We start from the raw sequence: 17,438 nt of genomic DNA on the forward strand, positions 1-17,438 counted from the left end.
AATGATTTACGCGATAAGGAATTTGTCTATCGGATCGGCGCGCGCGTCACCCCCTCTTTAGTGATCTTCACCGGTTTGATATACCCGTTGGCATCAAACTCCATCCGGTCGATACAGGTTTCCCGTGAGTTGGCTGCTTTTTCTGTGAGCGGACGGCGGTGGTATACAATATACCAGCGATTTTCATCAGGAATGCTGATCACAGAGTGATGCCCTGCGCCGGTGGCAATAGCCGGATCCTGCTCCAGTATTTTGCCAATGCGTTTAAAAGGGCCCATCGGAGAATCGGCGATAGCGTAGGCTACACAATAGTCAGGGCCTCCCCAGCCGCCTTCCGACCACATGAAATAGTATTTACCGTCTTTCTTAAACATGGTCGGGCCTTCTACATATTTCTCCGGCGTAATCTCGCGGAAGATAGTACCATCTTCAAAAGGAATAAAGCCGGTGAAATCATCTTTCAGCTGCGCAATATTACAATGCCCCCAGCCACCGTAGATGAGGTAGTATTTACCATCGCTGTCGTGGAACACGTATTGATCAATGGGCTGGGCTTTGTTGATGATCCTATCCACGAGGGGCTTTCCCAGGTAATCTTTATACGGTCCGGCGGGATGATCGGCAACCGCCACACCAATGCCGCCAATTTCGGCATTACTTTGGATATCATTGGCGCCGAAGAACAAATAGTAGTGTTGATTTTTCTGGATGATAGCCGGCGCCCATATGGCTCTTTTAGCCCATTTTACAGCGGCGGTATCTAATATCCGCGGGTGTTTGGTCCAGGTAACCAGGTCGGGCGAAGAAAAGGCATCAAAAAACACCTGCTTTTCGTAAGCCGCGGAGTATGTTGGATAAATCCAGTACTCCTTACCAAATACCACCCCTTCCGGGTCTGCATACCAGCCGGGGAATACAGGGTTTCCGGATAATTTGTCCAGCTTCTTTTGCTGTGCTGTAGCCATGCCCGCGCTCCCTGCCAATAATAACAATGCTATAATTCTTCTTTTCATGAATAACAATTAAAATGAATCGTTAAAAATAATAAAATCTCCATAGCGTTTTTAAAGATGATAAATTTCCGATATACTTTTGCATACTTTTATTCAACAGAAAGGCAATTGGCATGAAGCGTGGAAAAAAAATAATCAGGCTATTACTGATCATCACAGGTATTTTCCTGTTGGTGATCGCTATAGCAGGAAGTATACTGTACAGTCAGCAGGAACGGCTTACCCAGATGGCCATCAGGGAATTGAACAAACAACTCCCGGGGGAACTGGTAATAGCCAGCAGCAGCATCTCCCCTTTCAGCAACTTTCCTTATATCTCTATTGCCTTACACGATGTCCGTTTTTTCAGAGATAAAAAAATGGATGGGACTCCTTTGTACCAGGTAGAACGACTCTACGTAGGTTTTAGCCTGCCCGACGTATTACAGCAGCGGTATAATGCCCGCATCATTGTGCTGGCCAACGGGAAAGTACATGTGGCCCGTTACGCCAATGGCGCCGTAGATATTATTGACGCACATACGCTGAAAAGCGACAGCAGCAGCGCTGCTACAGATACTGCCACAACTGCGCTGAATCTCGATCTAAAAAAGATCATCCTGAAAAATATCGACGTCACCTATCATGATGATGCTACCGGATGGAAGGTTACCTCCCATATCGATAAAATCAAAACCGCGTTCTCCATGGACGCCAACCGCATTGCTATTAACATGGACAGTAAGCTGACAGTGGATGTTACCGGGAAAACCGATACCAGCCTTTTCCGGCACAAGCAGCTTCAGTTTACGTTGAGTGCCGTTTATGACAAACAGAAGAAAACATTGACGCTTCCTCCGGGTAAGATCAGGCTGGAAGCCGCTTCCCTCGAGTTGGAGGGACTATTGAGCCAGCACTTTGTGGATCTTAAAGTGAAGGGCGACAAGCCCGACATGAATCTCTTGCTGGCATTGGTGCCGCAGGACGTAGCGGTGTTACTGGAGAAATACAAACACGACGGTCGTATCTTTTTCGACGGTATTATCAAAGGACCAGTAGGCAAGGGAATAGCCCCCCTGATTACCGTTAATTTTGGTTGCGAAGCCGTATGGTTCCAGAATAAAAAAGTAGACCGGAAAGTAGATCAACTGGGCTTTAAGGGATATTACACCAATGGCGCAGCGCATAACCTTCAAACATCAGAGTTGCATATCCTTAATTTCAATGCCCGCCCGGGTACTGGTGTATTCAAGGGCAACTTTGTGATGAAGAACTTCACCGATCCGCAAATCATTATGCAGTTATATTCTGAGCTGAACCTGCGATTTGTGGGGGAATTCCTGGGCATTAAAGACCTGGAGCAGATCAGCGGAGAAATTAAGCTTAATATGAATTTCCGGGAAATGGTGGATATGCGTATTCCCGAAGAAAGCCTGGCCAAGCTGAAAGAAGGCGTACAAAGCGAGTTAACCGTAAAGCACCTGGAGTTCAGGATTCCCGGTTATCACCTGCCAGTACAAAATATGAATGTGCATGCGGTGATTCAGCAAGGGCGGCTACAGGTCGATTCCGTGGCTTTTCGTATAGGCAGTTCCGATATACTGGCGCATGCTGCTGTGAGCGATGTACCGGCCTTGTTCCACCAGCAAAACAAGCCGGTAGCCGTTACCTTTGGCGCGTCCAGCAGGCGCCTGCAGCTGGGCGAACTGTGGAAAATGGATTCCACCCACCCGGCATTGGCTAAAGAAGTGGTAAAAGACTTCAATATAGGACTGGCTTTTGAAAGCTCGGTAAAAGAGTTATTACATCCCAATCCATTGCCTAAGGGAACCTTTAAAGTGGAGCATCTGCAGGCAGCATTTCAGCAGTACCCGCATGCGTTGCACAACTTCAACGCTGCGGTGGCGATCAGTGATAGCAGTTTACGGGTGTCTAATTTCAGTGGAAACATCGACAGCAGTAATTTTGTGCTGAAGGGACGACTCAATAACTATCTCCTCTGGTTCAGTAAAATCAAAAAGGGAAATACAGAAATTGCGTTTGACTTTAAATCGGACCGGCTGGCTGTGAATGACCTGATCAGCCAGCGGGGGCGCCAGTTTATTCCCCAGGGGTATTGGTATGAGCAGGCAAACAATGTGTGGTTGCGCTCTAAGATGAGCCTTAAATACGATACCGTATTTAAGAAAGTAGATGCACATATCGCCAATATTTCCGGCAGCCTGCGGGAGCATCCTATTAATATAGAAAAAGTAAACGGACGGATACGCTATGGCAACAACCGGTTTATTGTGATAGATACGCTGACCGGCAAAATAGGTCGTACCGACTTTGACCTGAACATGCGCTATGCCGTAGGGCCGGGTAAGAACAAACAAAAGCGCAGCAATTATTTCCGGTTTAAATCCAACCTGCTGGATGTGGATGAGCTGATGAACTACGATTTCAGCGAACCGGTTGTAACCACCGCGCCGGCGAAACACACCACCATAAAGGAAAACGATTCCCTGCATGCGGCTGGCTTTAATGTATTCAATATCCCCTTCTCCGAATTTGAAACGCAGGTAGATATTAAAAAGGTCAAGTATAAGCGGCTATGGATAAAAAACCTGCTGGCGAATGTACATATGCGGGAAGATAAAAAGATTAAGGTAGACACCATTGCTATGAACATTGCCGGCGGGCATGTAGCCATGCGCGGCATGTTTAACGCCAGTGATCCAAAGAAACTATATTTCAAAAACGGTATCTATCTCGAAAATGTAGATATCTCCAAATTGCTGATCAAGTTCGACAATTTTGGGCAGGACTTCGTGCTGAATAATAACCTGAAAGGTACGCTGAGCGGGCATATCAAGAGCAATGTACGCCTGCACCCAGATCTGACGCCGGTGCTGAGCGAAACCGAATCGCAGATGAATATTGCCATTGTGAATGGCACCCTGCTGGATTTCGGTCCTATGCAGGCCATGGCTGGCTATTTCAAGGATAAGAACCTCCGTATGGTGCGGTTTGACACCCTGCGTAACCAGCTCACGCTGAAAAACGGCGTATTGCAGATCCCCAAGATGAACATCAATTCTTCCCTGGGATATATAGAGGTTTCCGGCAGCCAGTCGCTGAATATGCAGATGGACTATTACCTCCGTATCCCTATGAAGATGGTGACGCAGGTGGGCTTCCAGGCCCTGTTTGGCCGCAAACGGGAAGAGGTGGATGTAGACCAGGTAGATGCAATTGAGGTACGCGATAAGGACAAGAAGGTCCGCTTTATGAGCCTGAATGTTTCCGGCACACCAGATAAATATAAGATAGCCCTGAAAAAGGCGAAACGCACTTCCTGAGCGGTTATCATGACTTCACCTATATGCGGCGCTTCCAATGGAAGCGCCTTTTTTATTCATTTAATTTAATACTGTTTTACATTTTGAACACTGTTCAATATATTTGCACTATTATGAATAAAAAGGAAATACAGGAGCAGCGGGTAAAAGGCTATTTTATTACCGCTACGAAAGACCTGTTGAAAAGCGAGGGTCTAAAAAGCGTGAGTGTTCGCAACATTGCAGACAGGGCGGGGTATTCTTTTGCTACTTTGTACAACTATTTCAAAGATGTGAAAGACCTGGTATTCCTCTGTGTAAAGGATTTCCGGGAAGAATGCAGGGAGTATGTGGACACCCGCACGACGACTGTTACGCCCGGCAACAAACGACTGAAAGCCATTATCCTGGCTTATATGGAATACTTCATCCAATACCCGGGTATATTCGACTTGTTTTTTGCGGAGAAATTATCGGATATCAGTGGTAAGGGAGATACCAGTACATTGATTACCTCGCTACTGGAGGAGTTATGCGCCGCGGACTGGGATTACTGTATAGACATGCGTATGCTCACTTCCCGCGAAGCGGGGCTGAAAAAAGCCGCCCTGCTATACGGCACTACCGGCCTGCTCACGCTTTACCTCAACAGGCGCCATCCCGGCAGCTATGACGCCTTTTTCAAACAGGCCACCCATTTTATCGACAGCCAGCTAAAAAGTTAACATCATGTCATCGAAGAAAGCACTGAAGCAGGTATACAAAGAAATGACTTTTCCCAAAGGAGTATACCAGCTGCGTAATAAGCACAACGACAAAATATTTATTGGCAGCAGCATGGACCTGGACAGGGCCTGGAACTCGCTGCGGGTACAGTTAAAATCCGGGAATCACGCCAATGAAGCCTTACAGCGCGACTGGCTGGCATACGGCGAAGAAGGTTTCGTGTACGAGGTCGTAGAAGTACTAAAGGAGTCTGTTGAGCCGGGCGCAGACCACCGCAAAGATGTTAAAGCCCTGGAACAGCTGGTGATGCTGGAACTGGCGCCATATGATGAAAAAGGGTATCATAAAAAATAGCATCTGACTTACGGCACCTGCGTCCTGTAGATGCTGGTGAACCAAACAAGAAAAACACGTATCCCGGCAAACGGGGCGAATATAAGATTATTAACCGCGAATATGTATTGTATCCATCACGGATGCGGGGCTGTGTGTAGTTTAACAGCAGATTTTAACCATCTGTATGTATGAAACTGCTACGAAACATCATTTATATCGCTTTACTGCTGCTGGGATTATTTGTGCTGGCACAGAAAGAAATCAAGGGACGTAGCAATATCCGGAAGCTGGAACGCCTTGCTAAGGGCGACAGCACTGTTACACTGTATACCGGCAATAACCTGGAGATTACCCGCATTGACAGCCTGGATGTACGCACCACATTTCCCACGGGCGCTATCAGGGTTGCACGGGGACCGCACCGGATTGGGGTGAAATTCAGCAAAACCCGTTTCTATGTAATTACCCGCAATGAAACCTACGCCAACTTCTCTTTCAACCTCAATTTCCCGGAGTATGGCGACTTTACCTTTGCAGGTTTCGAAAACAAACAGGATAGCAAGATCTATTGTGAGCCACTGGCAGGTTTACCCAAAGAAGCGGAAAAATTTTACAAGGACTCTATCATACCTGAGATCCTGGCCCAGTCAACACATGAGTAAAAATGAAAGAACAGCATTTCTCCTTCCGCCTTTACCATTCTGTTTTGCTGTTCTTCATTTTCACCGGGTTGATGTACACTTTGTACTGGTACCTGGTGCCCAACCTCAACTACGAGATCCCGGAAATGGTGTTCGTTGTGTTGTACCTGGGAGGGATCGGCTGGTATTGTTATGACGCCTTTTTCAAATCCAACAGCGTTTGTTACCTCGATGTTTACTCCGAATGCATTACTACTCAAAACCTGCGGCGCCAGGCTACCTGTTACTATTACCGCGATATCGTGGATATTGAATTGCTGACACATACCAGTCAGCAGGTTACCGTATACCGACTCACGTTGTTGATGAAAAGTGGTGAAAAGATCCCATTGAAGCTGGAGCTATTCTCCAGGAAAGCGATCCAGGCGCTGGCAATTTTGCTGACAGAAAGAATTTGATTTGCTTACTTACCACTAAGTAAGTATCTTTACACCGCCAAAAAACAAAAGATATGGCGGGCACAAAAGATAAAATCGTATCCATGGCCGACAGGCTGGTAAGAACCAAGGGGTTCAACGCCTTCAGCTACAAAGACATTTCCGCGCCGTTGGATATTAAAAATGCAGCGGTACACTATCATTTTCCGGCGAAAGCAGATTTAGGAATAGAGGTAGTAGCTCATGAAATTGCGCTATTTACCGGCAACACCGGCAAATGGGCCCACCTGCCGGAAGATGAGCAGCTGTCGCAGTTATTCAATGTATTCCGGCGCTACAACAGCGAAGGCAACATCTGCCTGATGGGCTCACTGGCTACTGATTTTGAAACATTGTCGCCCGACATGCAGGCCAAGGTACAGGAAATGGGCGGCATCATTCTGCAATGGCTGACCAATTGCCTGGAGCAGGGCCGTAAAAACAAACGTCTTCACTTTAAAGGCGACGCCGATGCGCGGGCGCTGATGATCATATCCAATTTACAGTCTTCCCTGCTGCTATCCCGCGTGATGGGCCCATCCGCCTTTCACCGGATTGCAGATCAACTACTGGAAGACCTCTGTCAAAAATAGCTAACTATGAAAAGAGTTGTCATAACAGGCATGGGCGCGGTGTCGCCAATAGGCAATGATGTTGCCTCTTTCTGGAATAACCTGGTGAATGGGAAAAGTGGCGCTGCCGCCATCACCCATTTTGATGCCAGCCGCTTCCGCACCCGGTTTGCCCATGAATTGAAAGGGTTTGACGCCAGCGCCCTGCTGGATAAGGCTGAACTCCGGAAAACTGATCCATTTACACAATATGCATTGGTTGCTGCCGATCAGGCCATTCGCGACAGCGGACTGGATTTCAGTAACATGGATCCTTTTGATACCGGGGTGATCTGGGGCTCAGGACAAGGCGGTATGCAGACTTTCGAAGAGCAGGTGACCGAATATGTGTCCGGTGATTTTAATCCGCGCTTCAGTCCCTATTTCGTACCCAAGCTGATTACGAATATGGCTTCAGGAATGATTTCTATTAAATACCGGCTGATGGGCATCAACTATACCACTGTATCTGCCTGCTCCACTTCCAATACTGCCATCATGGATGCGTTAAATTACATCCGGCTGGGCAAGGCTAAAGTTATCGTAACAGGGGGTTCTGAAGCGCCTGTTACGCCGGCCTCCGTAGGTGGATTTTGCGCGATGAAGGCCATGTCGGTTCGTAATGATGATCCGACGGTGGCTTCGAGGCCTTTTGATGTGGATCGCGATGGATTTGTGATGGGAGAAGGCGCCGGCGCACTGATACTGGAAGAGTACGAACATGCAAAGGCCAGGGGCGCGCATATTTATGCAGAAGTGGCGGGCGCCGCGATGACAGCAGATGCCTATCACATGACCGCTACGCATCCTGAAGGACTGGGCGCTTTCCGTGCCATGCAGCAGGCACTCGAAGATGCCGGACTGGATAAATCTTCCGTCGATTACCTGAATGCCCATGCTACCTCTACTCCGGTGGGCGACCTGAGCGAAATAGCCGCAATTGGTAAATTATTTGGAGCAGCACCTGCACACCTGCATATCAGCGCCACCAAATCTATGACGGGGCACTTATTGGGCGCAGCAGGCGCCATAGAAGCTATTGCCAGCGTGATGAGCATACAGCAGGGTATCATCCCTCCTACCATCAACACCCAACAACTGGATCCTGCCATTCCCGCAGGGATGCAGATAGTGCTGACCAATGCTATAGAAAAACCAGTGTCGGTAGCCATGAGCAATACCTTTGGATTTGGCGGCCACAATGGTATTGTCGTCTTCCGAAAAATATAGTTGAAAACTTACCTATAATACCTGGGGCGGTCGTCATAAAAACGACCGCCTTTTTTATCAACTACCTCGCGAAAATTAATTTTTAAAAAGTGCGTAGGGGTATGCCCGGGTCATGCTGTCTTCCTCATGTAGTTTAAAAAAACATACTAAAAAAGACAATCATGATGGGTTACACATCAAAACACCTGCAACTGCGTAAGCAAAAAAAATCACTTTATTTATTAGTGGCCATATTCACCCTTGCTCCTGCTCAACGTATCTTTGCCCAGCTGGGCGCCACTTCCCTCAATGGACCCGGCATTGGATTCAGCATAGATTACCTGCCTGCTTCGCGTTATATCCGCCCGGAAGACAGCGTAAAAACACATTCCACCTCTTCACAGGTACGTTATAATTTTGGTGCTATCTTTTCGCTCAGCAGCCGTGTTGACACCATCACCGGTAAGGTAAGAAACTGGACCCTGGCGGCTTCCGGCAGTTACACCAAATTCAGCAACAAAGATTATGAGCGCAACATCTTCCCGGAAGAACTGTTGGGTACCCAACTGGCACTGCAGCACTACCGCAATCTCAACCGGCGATGGTCGCTGGTGGCGCTGGTTTCAGCAGGTATTTACACGGACCTTGTAAAGGTCGATGAGAAAGATCTTTTTGTAAATGGAGGCGTTTTATTTGTGAAACAGGTGAATCGTCGTTTCTCCTACGGCATAGGGGCAATGCTGACCAATTCCTTTGGTACGCCTATGGTACTTCCCGCCTTCATGGTAAGATGGCAAACAGATAACAAGTATAGGATAGATATTAATTTCCCTGAAAAAATCAGTGTGTCTACCACGCTGAATAAATATACTGACCTCGGTCTTGCTTTCCGTATGCGTGGCGCCGCTTACGACGTAGAAAATCAGCAAAACAACAAAAGAATGATGGGCCAAACGGAGATGAGTATAGGCCTGGAAAATACCTGGCACCTGAACAAGCATATCGACTTTGTCGCCTCCGGGGGCGCTACCCTGCTGAATGAAGTGTCTTTCCAGGAAAAAGATTTGTCGCATATGTTTGATAAACAGCATCCACATCGCCTGGCAACGAACTATTTTTTTAGCGGTGGTCTACGATGGAATTTCAAGCCTGGGCGTCACTAACGGGAACGAGTATATTAAAATACAAAATGCTTTCCGACCTATAGCCGGAAAGCATTCAACAGTTGCCTGATTAAGCAAAGCGGCAAAGCCGCTTTGCTTAAAAAATCTCTACCTCACTTCATAAGGCGGCTGTGTGGGCGCCTTATAGCCTTTGGTTTGCAGGAGATTTTTTATCTCTGTAATAGCACGTTCTATCTGCGGATCCACTCCTTTGGCCATATCCCCGAGATTTTCATCTACCGGGATATCCGGATCTACGCCATGGCCTTCGCGGAACCAGGTGCCATCGGGGTTAAACATGCGGAAATTAGGGATGGTTATCACGCCGCCATCTATCAGTGGCGGTGTATTGCTGATACCTATTAATCCGCCCCAGGTGCGTGTACCTATAATGGGCCCGAGGCCGGCTTTACGGAAGTAGTCGGGGAAGGCATCTCCTCCGGAGCCACTCCAGCCATTGATGAGCATTACCTTGGGACCGAAGTTGGCGTACATGGGCCATGGCTGTGGCGTACCGCTGCGGGTGGCCCAGTAAGCGAGGGGTTTGCGGTTAAGCATTTCTATAAAGCGATCGGGGATTTGTCCACCGTTATTGAAGCGTTCATCGATAATGAGCGCGGCTTTATCCCATTGCGCGTTGAACTGACGGATCAGCTCATCCTGCCCATCCCAGCCCGTGCTGGGCACATAGATATAGCCTACCTGGTTGTTGGTGGCATCCGCAATCCGTTTACGGTTACTTTCTATCCAGGCCAGGTGACGCAGGCGGTATTCCCTGCCCATAGTGGTAACGATCGCTGTTTTAGCGCCTTCCATTGCAGGCCTGCTGTTGTAGGTAAGTTCCACGGCCTTGCCTGCCAGTGCCTGGAAGCCGGCATAGGGTTCCTGTGCGGTGGTGAGCGGCACACCATTCACCGCCAGTATATAATCCCCTTCATGGATGTTTACACCGGGTTCGTCGAGCGGGTTGCGCACTTCTCCATTCCAGGGTGCGCCGCGGATAATTCTTTTTATTTTGTAATACTGGCCGTCGGCTTGCCAGTCGACGCCCAGGTAACCAACATTTTCTATTTTGGCATTTTCTACGTCACCAGCCATATTGTAGGTATGCGAGGAGCTTATTTCACCCAGCACTTCGCGGATAACGAAGCTGACCTCATCGCGGGTGCGGGCCCCTTCCAGCAGGCGCAGGTATTTATCTTTTACACCATTCCAGTCTACCCCATGCATATGCGGATCGTAGAAGAAGTCCCTTTCCATGCGCCAGGTATCCATAAACAGTTGTTTCCATTCTTCCATGGGTTGGACGGTCATGGTCATTTCGGCAATGCGCATAGCCGTATCTATTTTCTGATTTTCGGCTACATCGATCACGCCATAGGGGCCGTTATTGACCAGTATTTTATTGCCATTGGCAGAAAGCTCGTACTGACCTGGGTTTTTGATGATGGTTTTCACCTGGCGGGTGGCGATATCATAGTATTGTAACGTGCTTTCGCCGTTTCCTTCGTCTTCGTCCGGCGTGCTGGTGGTGAGAAACAGGATTTTCCCTTTAGTGGCCCCCAGCCGGGAATAGTTGCCGCCTGGCACCGGCAGCAATATCATCCTGGCTTCCATGTTGTCGAGGTCAATCGCGGTGGCGACTGTTTTTCCGGCACCCCGCTTGTCTTTCTTGTCATCCTCTTTCTTGTCATCCTCTTTCTTGTCTTTCTTGTGCTTGTCTTTATCCTTTGCGGGCGCGGGGGATCCCTTTTTATCTTCTTTCATGTCTACGGCATCATTGCGGGTAGCCAGCAAAGAAGGGGTTTCTTTTTGCAGCCCTATGACGCCAATGAGGGTGCTATTAGCATAAATAAAAGTATTATCTATACTGCTATAGATAGGCTTGAAAGACTGGTTGGTGAACAGGTACAGGTACTTTCCGCTTTCATCAAATATGGGACGGTTGCAGTCGTAAAAGCCGCTGGTGACCTGGTGGCGTTGGTTATCTTTTGTATCGAAGAGAAAAACGGCTTCATGTCCATTTTCCAGGTCGCGGCTATATGTTAACCAGCGGCTGTCAGGCGTCCAGCTAAAGCGGAATGTTTCAAATGCATCGGGAGAATAGTGCAGGGCTTTGTCTACCTCGGTGGTTTTGCCGGTAGCAATATCGAGTACAAATATTTTCATGGTCTGGTCGATGAAGGCGATTTGCTTTCCATTGGGCGACCAGTAAGGGCGGAAGCGGAAACCGGGGCCATAGTGGGTGACCTGGTGCGCTTCGTTTTCCTTACCGGCAGGCGCCAGCCAGAGTTCATATTCCCCCGATTTATCACTCCACCAGGCGATATTTTTGCCATCGGGCGACCATACCGGGTAGCGTTCCGCTACACCACTGGTGCGGGTTAGGTCTTTGATATACCCGCTATTGGCTGGTATTGAAAATATATCGCCCCGGGCGCTGATCAGGGCGCGCTGTCCGTCGGGACTGATGGCCGAAGATTGTATGAGCGCCCCCGGATGCACCGTACGGGGTTTCAGGCCTGCCAGGTCGGTGCTGATGCTGATTTTTACTTCCGTGGTTTGTTCATTGTCGAGTGACAGGAGATATAATTTCCCATTGGCTTCATACACAATATCGGCCGGCCCCATAGAGGGGAAATGTACGTCGTAGTCTTTATAGTGGGTTACCTGTATACTGGCTTTCGTGTTGGTGTCGTAGCGCCAGAGGTTCATCCGTTTTTCGTCGCCACGATCCGACAGGAAATAAATATAGTTTTTATACCACATCGGGAACTCGTCGCTGGTTTCACTTTTGCTGGAAATATTTTCGGACTGTTGTTTATTAAAATCGAAAATATGGATATCTGCTTTCATGCCGCCCCGGTATCTTTTCCAGTTGGAGAAGCTTTGGGTGCGGGTGGTTACCGCGATGCTGTTGCCGTCGGGCGACCAGGAGCCGAATTCCGCGTAAGCCAGCGGCAGTTTCACCGGGGCGCCACCGGTTTCCGGGATGGTATAGAACTGGTTAAAGCGCTCCTTGGTACTTTCCCTGCCGGAGGCAAAGAGCACCTGTTTCCCATCCTGCGTCCAGTCAACCACCCTGTCGGCGCCACCGTATTGGGTAAGTCGCAATGGTATCCCACCGGCCACGGGCAATACATACACGTCGGTGTTGCCGTCGTAGTTAGCGCTATAAGCCAGTTTGCTGCCATCGGGCGAAAATTTCGGGAAGGTTTCCACGCCGGGCGGGGAAATCAGTTTGATAGCGGTGCCGCCGGTTTTGGGGACAATCCAGATATCATTTGCATAGGAAAATGCGATCTGCGACCTGGACACATCGGGATAGCGGAATAGGCCGGCATCTACCTGTGCCATGGCCTGTTTTCCGGCCATGGCGGCCAGGAAGATCAGGGTTATTTTTTTCATCATAAGCGTTTTAGATGGTTACACCGGTGCCTTTTATTTAAGGCCGGATGTTGCAGGATTAAAACCTGTTTACTAATCTATGTAAATCCGGTAAAACATCCCGTTAAAATCCCATATTTGGTATCGCCGGTGATCTGGCAGGATAATGCATTCTATGCAGGGGATACAGGGTAACTCAACCCCGCAGGATTATACCGGATATTTCTACCAGCATAGCTAAAAAAAACCGATCTTTATGCCGTACCAAAAATTTATAAGTAACATATGGCCAAATCTCAGGACACAGGTGGCAAAAAAGAATTAGAAAAGAGAAAAAAGCAACAACGCCAGGAAAAGGCGGAGAGAAAGGAAGAGCGGAAAGCAAACAGTGGAAAAGGAAAGGGACTGGAAGACATGCTGGCTTATCTCGATGAAAACGGGAACCTGACTTCTACCCCTCCTGATCCAAACAAGAAAGTGGAAATTAAACTGGAGGACATCCAGATAGGTGCCCCCAAACAGCAGCCTTCCGAACCCGTTAATACCGAACGTAGCGGAGTGGTAAAATTCTTCAACGAGTCCAAAGGTTATGGATTCATTATTGACCAGGAAACACAGGATAGTGTATTCGTACACATTAACCAGTTGGCCGGGCCGATTAAAGAAAGAGACCGCGTGACCTTTGAAGTGGAAAGAGGCCCTAAAGGGCTGAATGCGGTGAATGTAAAGAAGAAGTAAGCCGTTAACCACCGGCAAACCTGTCACTATTACCACGCATCGTTCCTCCTCACGGACGGGGAACCAACGCTATTACTATTCCTAAAGTCAACGAAGCGTGTCTAACCCGTTAAAACGATTGTTACAACGCCCGGTGATCTGGCTTTCCACCAGGTTTTCATCCAGTCCTGACCGGCAACAGGTATTCACTTCCCTGTCGGCATTGCACGAAGCTATTCTTGCAGGCCGGCGCCAAAAGGGACTGGTACTGCCTTTTGATATGGAGCAGTCGCGCTTTATCATTTTCTCCGATCAGCATAAAGGCGGAAAAGATGGTGCAGATGACTTCATGGCCGCAGAGTCCAGCTACCTGGCTGCCTTGCGGCATTACGGGGAACAACAATTCACATTTATTAACCTCGGCGACTGTGAGGAACTGTGGGAATGTACGCCTGCAAAGGTATTGGCCGCCAACCAGGTTACGCTTACAGCAGAAGCCCGTTTTTTACAGGAAAAAAAGTATTTCCGGATCTTTGGTAATCACGACCTGGAGTGGCGGTATGCCGTTCCCCGGCGGCAGTTTCTGAAACCCATATTCGGCAGGAAACTGAAGGTATATGAGGGGCTTATCCTTCAAACCAGCTACCGGGAACAAACCTATCGCATTTTCCTCACACATGGCCACCAGGGCGATTTGCGGAGCGATGGCAATGCTTTCAGCAAATGGTTTGTTGCTGCTATCTGGACGCCGGTACAACGGTATTTTAATGTCCGCATGGATACCCTTTCCGATAGCTACGATCTGGCCGACCGGCACAATAGCCTGATGTACGAGTGGAGTAAAGACTACCAAAAAACTTTCCTGGTTTCAGGACATACACATAAACCGGTGTTTGCCTCATTGGATCATATAGACCGGCTGACAAAGCAACTGGAAAAAGCCCAAAGCCAGGGAGATACCGCGGAGGTACACGTCTTACAACAGGCATTACAGGCCCGCAGGGTCGAATATGCAGGTAAACAATTCGTAAAAACCATGGCACATCCCTCCTACTTCAATACGGGCTGCTGCTGCTTCAGTGATGGCGACATTACCGGCATTGAAATAGCGGATGGATTTATCCTCCTGGTAAAATGGAAAAATGATACACGCACGGTCCTGGAAGAATCACCCCTCTACTATCTCTTTGACCAGATGGACTGATTCCTTATTTTCCTCCAGCCAGGCGCGTTTCACCACCCTGGCGGTTTTATGTTCGCCGGTATGGCTCCAGCCCGGAGGCATCACGATATACAACAACTTATTTTTAATCCCCGGCGCTTTTACCATGTCTTTCCATAAGCCATACAGCTCCCCAAAGTAAACATCCAGGAAATTATTGGGATTCACATCGCGTGATATCCCGTATTCAATCTTCATTGCCCTCTTTTCATGCTGGAAAGTACCAAACACCTTGTCCCATATATTAAGCAGGTTACAGAAGTTGGTATCCATATATAGCGGGTTTTTAGCATGATGTACCCGGTGATGGGATGGCGTGAGAATAATATTGTTCAGGAAACCCAGGCGCCCATCTTTGATCAGGTTTTCCCCGACATGGATAAACGCGCCCCAGGTGCCGTCGATAAACATGATGATAAACAACAGCGGTGGGTTTACGCCCATCAGTATGCAGATACTGGTGCGGATTACATCTGCATAGGGCGCCTCCAGGAAAAAGTGGGCATAGGTCACCGATAAGTTCATGGTTTCCGGCGCATGATGAGTAGAGTGTAAACACCAGAACAGGCGCACCTTATGACCCAGGTAATGATAAATAAAATGAGAAAATTCCCATACCACGTAGCCATAAATAAACCAATACCATTTGAGGGAAGTGCTGAAGAGTGCATATTTCTCCAGTACGCCGATGCAGAATGCCACAGCGGCAATAGAAATAAAACGGGAGATGAAGCGATTGGCTACAAAAATAAAGAAGGGCATTTTGTAGTCCTCTATTTTGAAGCGCTTATAAAATACTGCCCGGCCAATTTCCAGCAGCAACAGAAAAGGTATGAGCGGGGAAATCACAGAGAAGATCCCGTTGAGCGTCAATAATACTTTATAGTCGCCGGTTTTGCAAATCTCTATCAACCTGGATATCCCTAAGAAGCCGATAATTTCGTGGAATAATGTCTGAAAAAAAATCATAACGCGCACATTTAAATCAACGGAATAGCTCAGCTTGTATGAACAAATAACAAATTGTTCGTACAAAGTATTAACTTCTTCCTAAAAATTCAAACATTATGGGACCAGCGGTAAATGCGTACCTTCGTGTTATATATATTTTATGGAAGCGGCAGACAAACTGAAACGCATTGTGGAAGCGAGGATGAAGCTAAAATCCCGCTTTGAAGAGAAGATGCGGCTAACCCCATCGGTGGCAGACAACCGGCCTCAGGGCAGCGGTAAGCTCAACCGGCATGGCATGCCGGAATTACCGGTAGGCCAAATCATTACCCATAAATGGCCGGTACTGGACCTGGGTATTGAGCCGGAGATATCGTTAACAGAGTGGCGACTGATACTGGATGGCGCTGTAGAGCATCCTACGACGCTTACCTGGGACGATTTCATGGCCTTGCCTCAAACGGAGGATACATCCGACTTTCACTGTGTTACCAGCTGGTCGAAACTCGGCATGCACTGGAAAGGCGTACGCCTGCTCGATCTGGCGGCCCTGGTTCAACCAGTGGAAAATGCTACGCATATCTTGTGTTATGGGTATGACGACTATACCACCAATGTATCCCTGGAGGAAGCATTAAAACCAGATGTGCTGCTGGCGCACACCGTAGAAAATGCCCCATTGCCCAGGGAACACGGAGGCCCGGTGCGAATGATCACCCCGGAATTGTATGCATGGAAAGGCGCAAAATGGATACACCGCATTGAATTTTTAACGGCCAACACCCTTGGATTCTGGGAAGAGCGGGGCTATTCCAACACCGCCTATCCCTGGAGGAACGATCGCTACAGTTAACTTTCTTTTACCGCAGTAACAAAATAATCCAGGCAATGCTGATCCAGGGCCTGGAGATAAAAATCGTTGTGACGAATATTCACGGTTACATCTTCTATTTTTCTCAGCAGGAAATAGCGGTTGATGTTATTCAATAACGTATAGGGCCCTTTGAACAGGAAGGCTGGCAGCCTGTATTGCAGCCGGAAAATATCGAACCTGGCCAGCGCGTCGAGGTGTCGTTTATTTTCTCCGTAATAACTCATCACCGTATCATTGCCGTAAATGCCTGCTACCGTGGCCCGTGGGAAGTGTGCCCTCATCAGCGCCTGCATGGCGGATGGCAGGTATTCCCTCACATGAAACGGGTTGCGGCTCAGCGACATGTATTTATTGGGAGTGGTTAGCAACAGGCGGCCACCGGGCTTCAATACACGTTTTATTTCCCGCAACAATGCGTGATCATCGCGGATATGTTCTATTACCTGGAAACAGATCACCGTATCATAGCTGTTGCCGGCAATGCCCGTTAGGCGTGGCAGGTGGCAGGTTTGAAAAGAAGCATTGGCGGGAAGTGCGGCTGGTGGTTTCTTTTTATCGACTGCCCGGTAATGGGCAGTATGCCTTGCCAGCAAATCCAGGCTGTATCCTTCTCCACAGCCCAGCTCCAATACCTGCTTGTGTAGCAGGTACTCCATTGGAATAGCCTTATAGGCAAATACATGCCGCTGAAAAACATAGTTATTTACAAAAGAAGTGTTGTTGATCCGTTCGGCCGTTTTCAATAATGCCAACATAGTAATGCGTCTTTAAATGAATAATCGGTATCCTGACTATCGTCATTTTACCTGG

15 protein-coding genes are annotated in these 17,438 nt (G+C 48.3%); 11 read left to right on the forward strand and 4 right to left on the reverse strand.

Annotated features, from left to right (window positions below):
* Window positions 1-26: 26 nt before the first annotated feature.
* Complete coding sequence (locus HGH91_RS04560) at window positions 27-1,013, reverse strand: glycoside hydrolase family 43 protein (protein ID WP_168737244.1); 987 nt, start codon at window positions 1,011-1,013, stop codon at window positions 27-29.
* 113 nt (window positions 1,014-1,126) lie between these two features.
* On the opposite strand from HGH91_RS04560, the gene HGH91_RS04565 reads away from it, so the two are divergent.
* The 8 genes from HGH91_RS04565 to HGH91_RS04600 all read left to right on the forward strand — a co-directional run bounded on the left by HGH91_RS04565 (window position 1,127) and on the right by HGH91_RS04600 (window position 9,477).
* The gene (locus HGH91_RS04565) at window positions 1,127-4,336 is read left to right on the forward strand and encodes an AsmA-like C-terminal region-containing protein (protein WP_168737245.1); all 3,210 of its coding nucleotides are present in this window, start codon (window positions 1,127-1,129) and stop codon (window positions 4,334-4,336) included.
* Between the two features lie 113 nt (window positions 4,337-4,449).
* Window positions 4,450-5,040 (forward strand): TetR/AcrR family transcriptional regulator, encoded by a 591-nt coding sequence (locus HGH91_RS04570; protein ID WP_168737246.1) that lies wholly within the window; start codon window positions 4,450-4,452, stop codon window positions 5,038-5,040.
* A 4-nt stretch (window positions 5,041-5,044) separates the two neighbouring features.
* A complete protein-coding gene (locus HGH91_RS04575; protein WP_168737247.1) occupies window positions 5,045-5,395 on the forward strand; it encodes a GIY-YIG nuclease family protein in 351 nt (116 codons plus the stop codon).
* Between the two features lie 170 nt (window positions 5,396-5,565).
* A complete protein-coding gene (locus HGH91_RS04580) occupies window positions 5,566-6,039 on the forward strand; it encodes a hypothetical protein (protein WP_168737248.1) in 474 nt (157 codons plus the stop codon).
* A gap of 2 nt (window positions 6,040-6,041) precedes the next feature.
* A complete protein-coding gene (locus tag HGH91_RS04585) occupies window positions 6,042-6,476 on the forward strand; it encodes a hypothetical protein (protein WP_168737249.1) in 435 nt (144 codons plus the stop codon).
* A gap of 53 nt (window positions 6,477-6,529) precedes the next feature.
* On the forward strand, window positions 6,530-7,087 hold the full coding sequence (locus HGH91_RS04590; protein ID WP_168737250.1) for a TetR/AcrR family transcriptional regulator: 558 nt from the start codon (window positions 6,530-6,532) through the stop codon (window positions 7,085-7,087).
* Between the two features lie 6 nt (window positions 7,088-7,093).
* Entirely contained in the window at window positions 7,094-8,335 is a 1,242-nt protein-coding gene (gene fabF / locus HGH91_RS04595; protein WP_168737251.1) for a beta-ketoacyl-ACP synthase II, read from the forward strand.
* 161 nt (window positions 8,336-8,496) lie between these two features.
* On the forward strand, window positions 8,497-9,477 hold the full coding sequence (locus HGH91_RS04600) for a DUF6268 family outer membrane beta-barrel protein (protein ID WP_168737252.1): 981 nt from the start codon (window positions 8,497-8,499) through the stop codon (window positions 9,475-9,477).
* A 108-nt stretch (window positions 9,478-9,585) separates the two neighbouring features.
* On the opposite strand, the gene HGH91_RS04605 is transcribed toward HGH91_RS04600, so the two are convergent.
* Window positions 9,586-12,885, reverse strand: coding sequence for a S41 family peptidase (locus HGH91_RS04605; RefSeq protein WP_168737253.1), 3,300 nt, complete (start codon window positions 12,883-12,885; stop codon window positions 9,586-9,588).
* Window positions 12,886-13,149: 264 nt separating this feature from the next.
* Here HGH91_RS04605 and HGH91_RS04610 point away from each other — a divergent pair, with 264 nt between their 5' ends.
* Window positions 13,150-13,602 (forward strand): cold-shock protein, encoded by a 453-nt coding sequence (locus HGH91_RS04610; RefSeq protein ID WP_168737254.1) that lies wholly within the window; start codon window positions 13,150-13,152, stop codon window positions 13,600-13,602.
* A 97-nt stretch (window positions 13,603-13,699) separates the two neighbouring features.
* Window positions 13,700-14,785, forward strand: a complete 1,086-nt coding sequence (locus tag HGH91_RS04615; RefSeq protein ID WP_168737255.1) for a metallophosphoesterase — start codon at window positions 13,700-13,702, stop codon at window positions 14,783-14,785.
* Here the strand turns inward: HGH91_RS04615 and HGH91_RS04620 are convergent.
* Window positions 14,750-15,772, reverse strand: a complete 1,023-nt coding sequence (locus HGH91_RS04620) for a sterol desaturase family protein (protein WP_168737256.1) — start codon at window positions 15,770-15,772, stop codon at window positions 14,750-14,752. The genes HGH91_RS04615 and HGH91_RS04620 overlap by 36 nt on opposite strands.
* Before the next feature lie 142 nt (window positions 15,773-15,914).
* Between HGH91_RS04620 and HGH91_RS04625 the strand changes: the two genes are divergently transcribed.
* On the forward strand, window positions 15,915-16,607 hold the full coding sequence (locus tag HGH91_RS04625; RefSeq protein ID WP_168737257.1) for a molybdopterin-dependent oxidoreductase: 693 nt from the start codon (window positions 15,915-15,917) through the stop codon (window positions 16,605-16,607).
* Here the strand turns inward: HGH91_RS04625 and HGH91_RS04630 are convergent.
* The gene (locus HGH91_RS04630; protein ID WP_168737258.1) at window positions 16,604-17,383 is read right to left on the reverse strand and encodes a class I SAM-dependent methyltransferase; all 780 of its coding nucleotides are present in this window, start codon (window positions 17,381-17,383) and stop codon (window positions 16,604-16,606) included. The genes HGH91_RS04625 and HGH91_RS04630 overlap by 4 nt on opposite strands.
* Between the last annotated feature and the right edge of the window lie 55 nt (window positions 17,384-17,438).

Source organism: Chitinophaga eiseniae, assembly GCF_012641265.1.
Lineage (GTDB): Bacteria > Bacteroidota > Bacteroidia > Chitinophagales > Chitinophagaceae > Chitinophaga > Chitinophaga eiseniae_A.

Coding starts and splice junctions, on each gene's coding strand:
- HGH91_RS04570 (WP_168737246.1), top strand. CDS start 4,450: ATGAATAAAAAGGAAATACAGGAGCAGCGGGTAAAAGGCTATTTTATT.
- HGH91_RS04600 (WP_168737252.1), top strand. CDS start 8,497: ATGATGGGTTACACATCAAAACACCTGCAACTGCGTAAGCAAAAAAAA.
- HGH91_RS04585 (WP_168737249.1), top strand. CDS start 6,042: ATGAAAGAACAGCATTTCTCCTTCCGCCTTTACCATTCTGTTTTGCTG.
- HGH91_RS04575 (WP_168737247.1), top strand. CDS start 5,045: ATGTCATCGAAGAAAGCACTGAAGCAGGTATACAAAGAAATGACTTTT.
- HGH91_RS04565 (WP_168737245.1), top strand. CDS start 1,127: ATGAAGCGTGGAAAAAAAATAATCAGGCTATTACTGATCATCACAGGT.
- fabF (WP_168737251.1), top strand. CDS start 7,094: ATGAAAAGAGTTGTCATAACAGGCATGGGCGCGGTGTCGCCAATAGGC.
- HGH91_RS04610 (WP_168737254.1), top strand. CDS start 13,150: ATGGCCAAATCTCAGGACACAGGTGGCAAAAAAGAATTAGAAAAGAGA.
- HGH91_RS04590 (WP_168737250.1), top strand. CDS start 6,530: ATGGCGGGCACAAAAGATAAAATCGTATCCATGGCCGACAGGCTGGTA.
- HGH91_RS04630 (WP_168737258.1), bottom strand. CDS start 17,383: ATGTTGGCATTATTGAAAACGGCCGAACGGATCAACAACACTTCTTTT.
- HGH91_RS04625 (WP_168737257.1), top strand. CDS start 15,915: ATGGAAGCGGCAGACAAACTGAAACGCATTGTGGAAGCGAGGATGAAG.
- HGH91_RS04620 (WP_168737256.1), bottom strand. CDS start 15,772: ATGATTTTTTTTCAGACATTATTCCACGAAATTATCGGCTTCTTAGGG.
- HGH91_RS04605 (WP_168737253.1), bottom strand. CDS start 12,885: ATGAAAAAAATAACCCTGATCTTCCTGGCCGCCATGGCCGGAAAACAG.
- HGH91_RS04580 (WP_168737248.1), top strand. CDS start 5,566: ATGAAACTGCTACGAAACATCATTTATATCGCTTTACTGCTGCTGGGA.
- HGH91_RS04560 (WP_168737244.1), bottom strand. CDS start 1,013: ATGAAAAGAAGAATTATAGCATTGTTATTATTGGCAGGGAGCGCGGGC.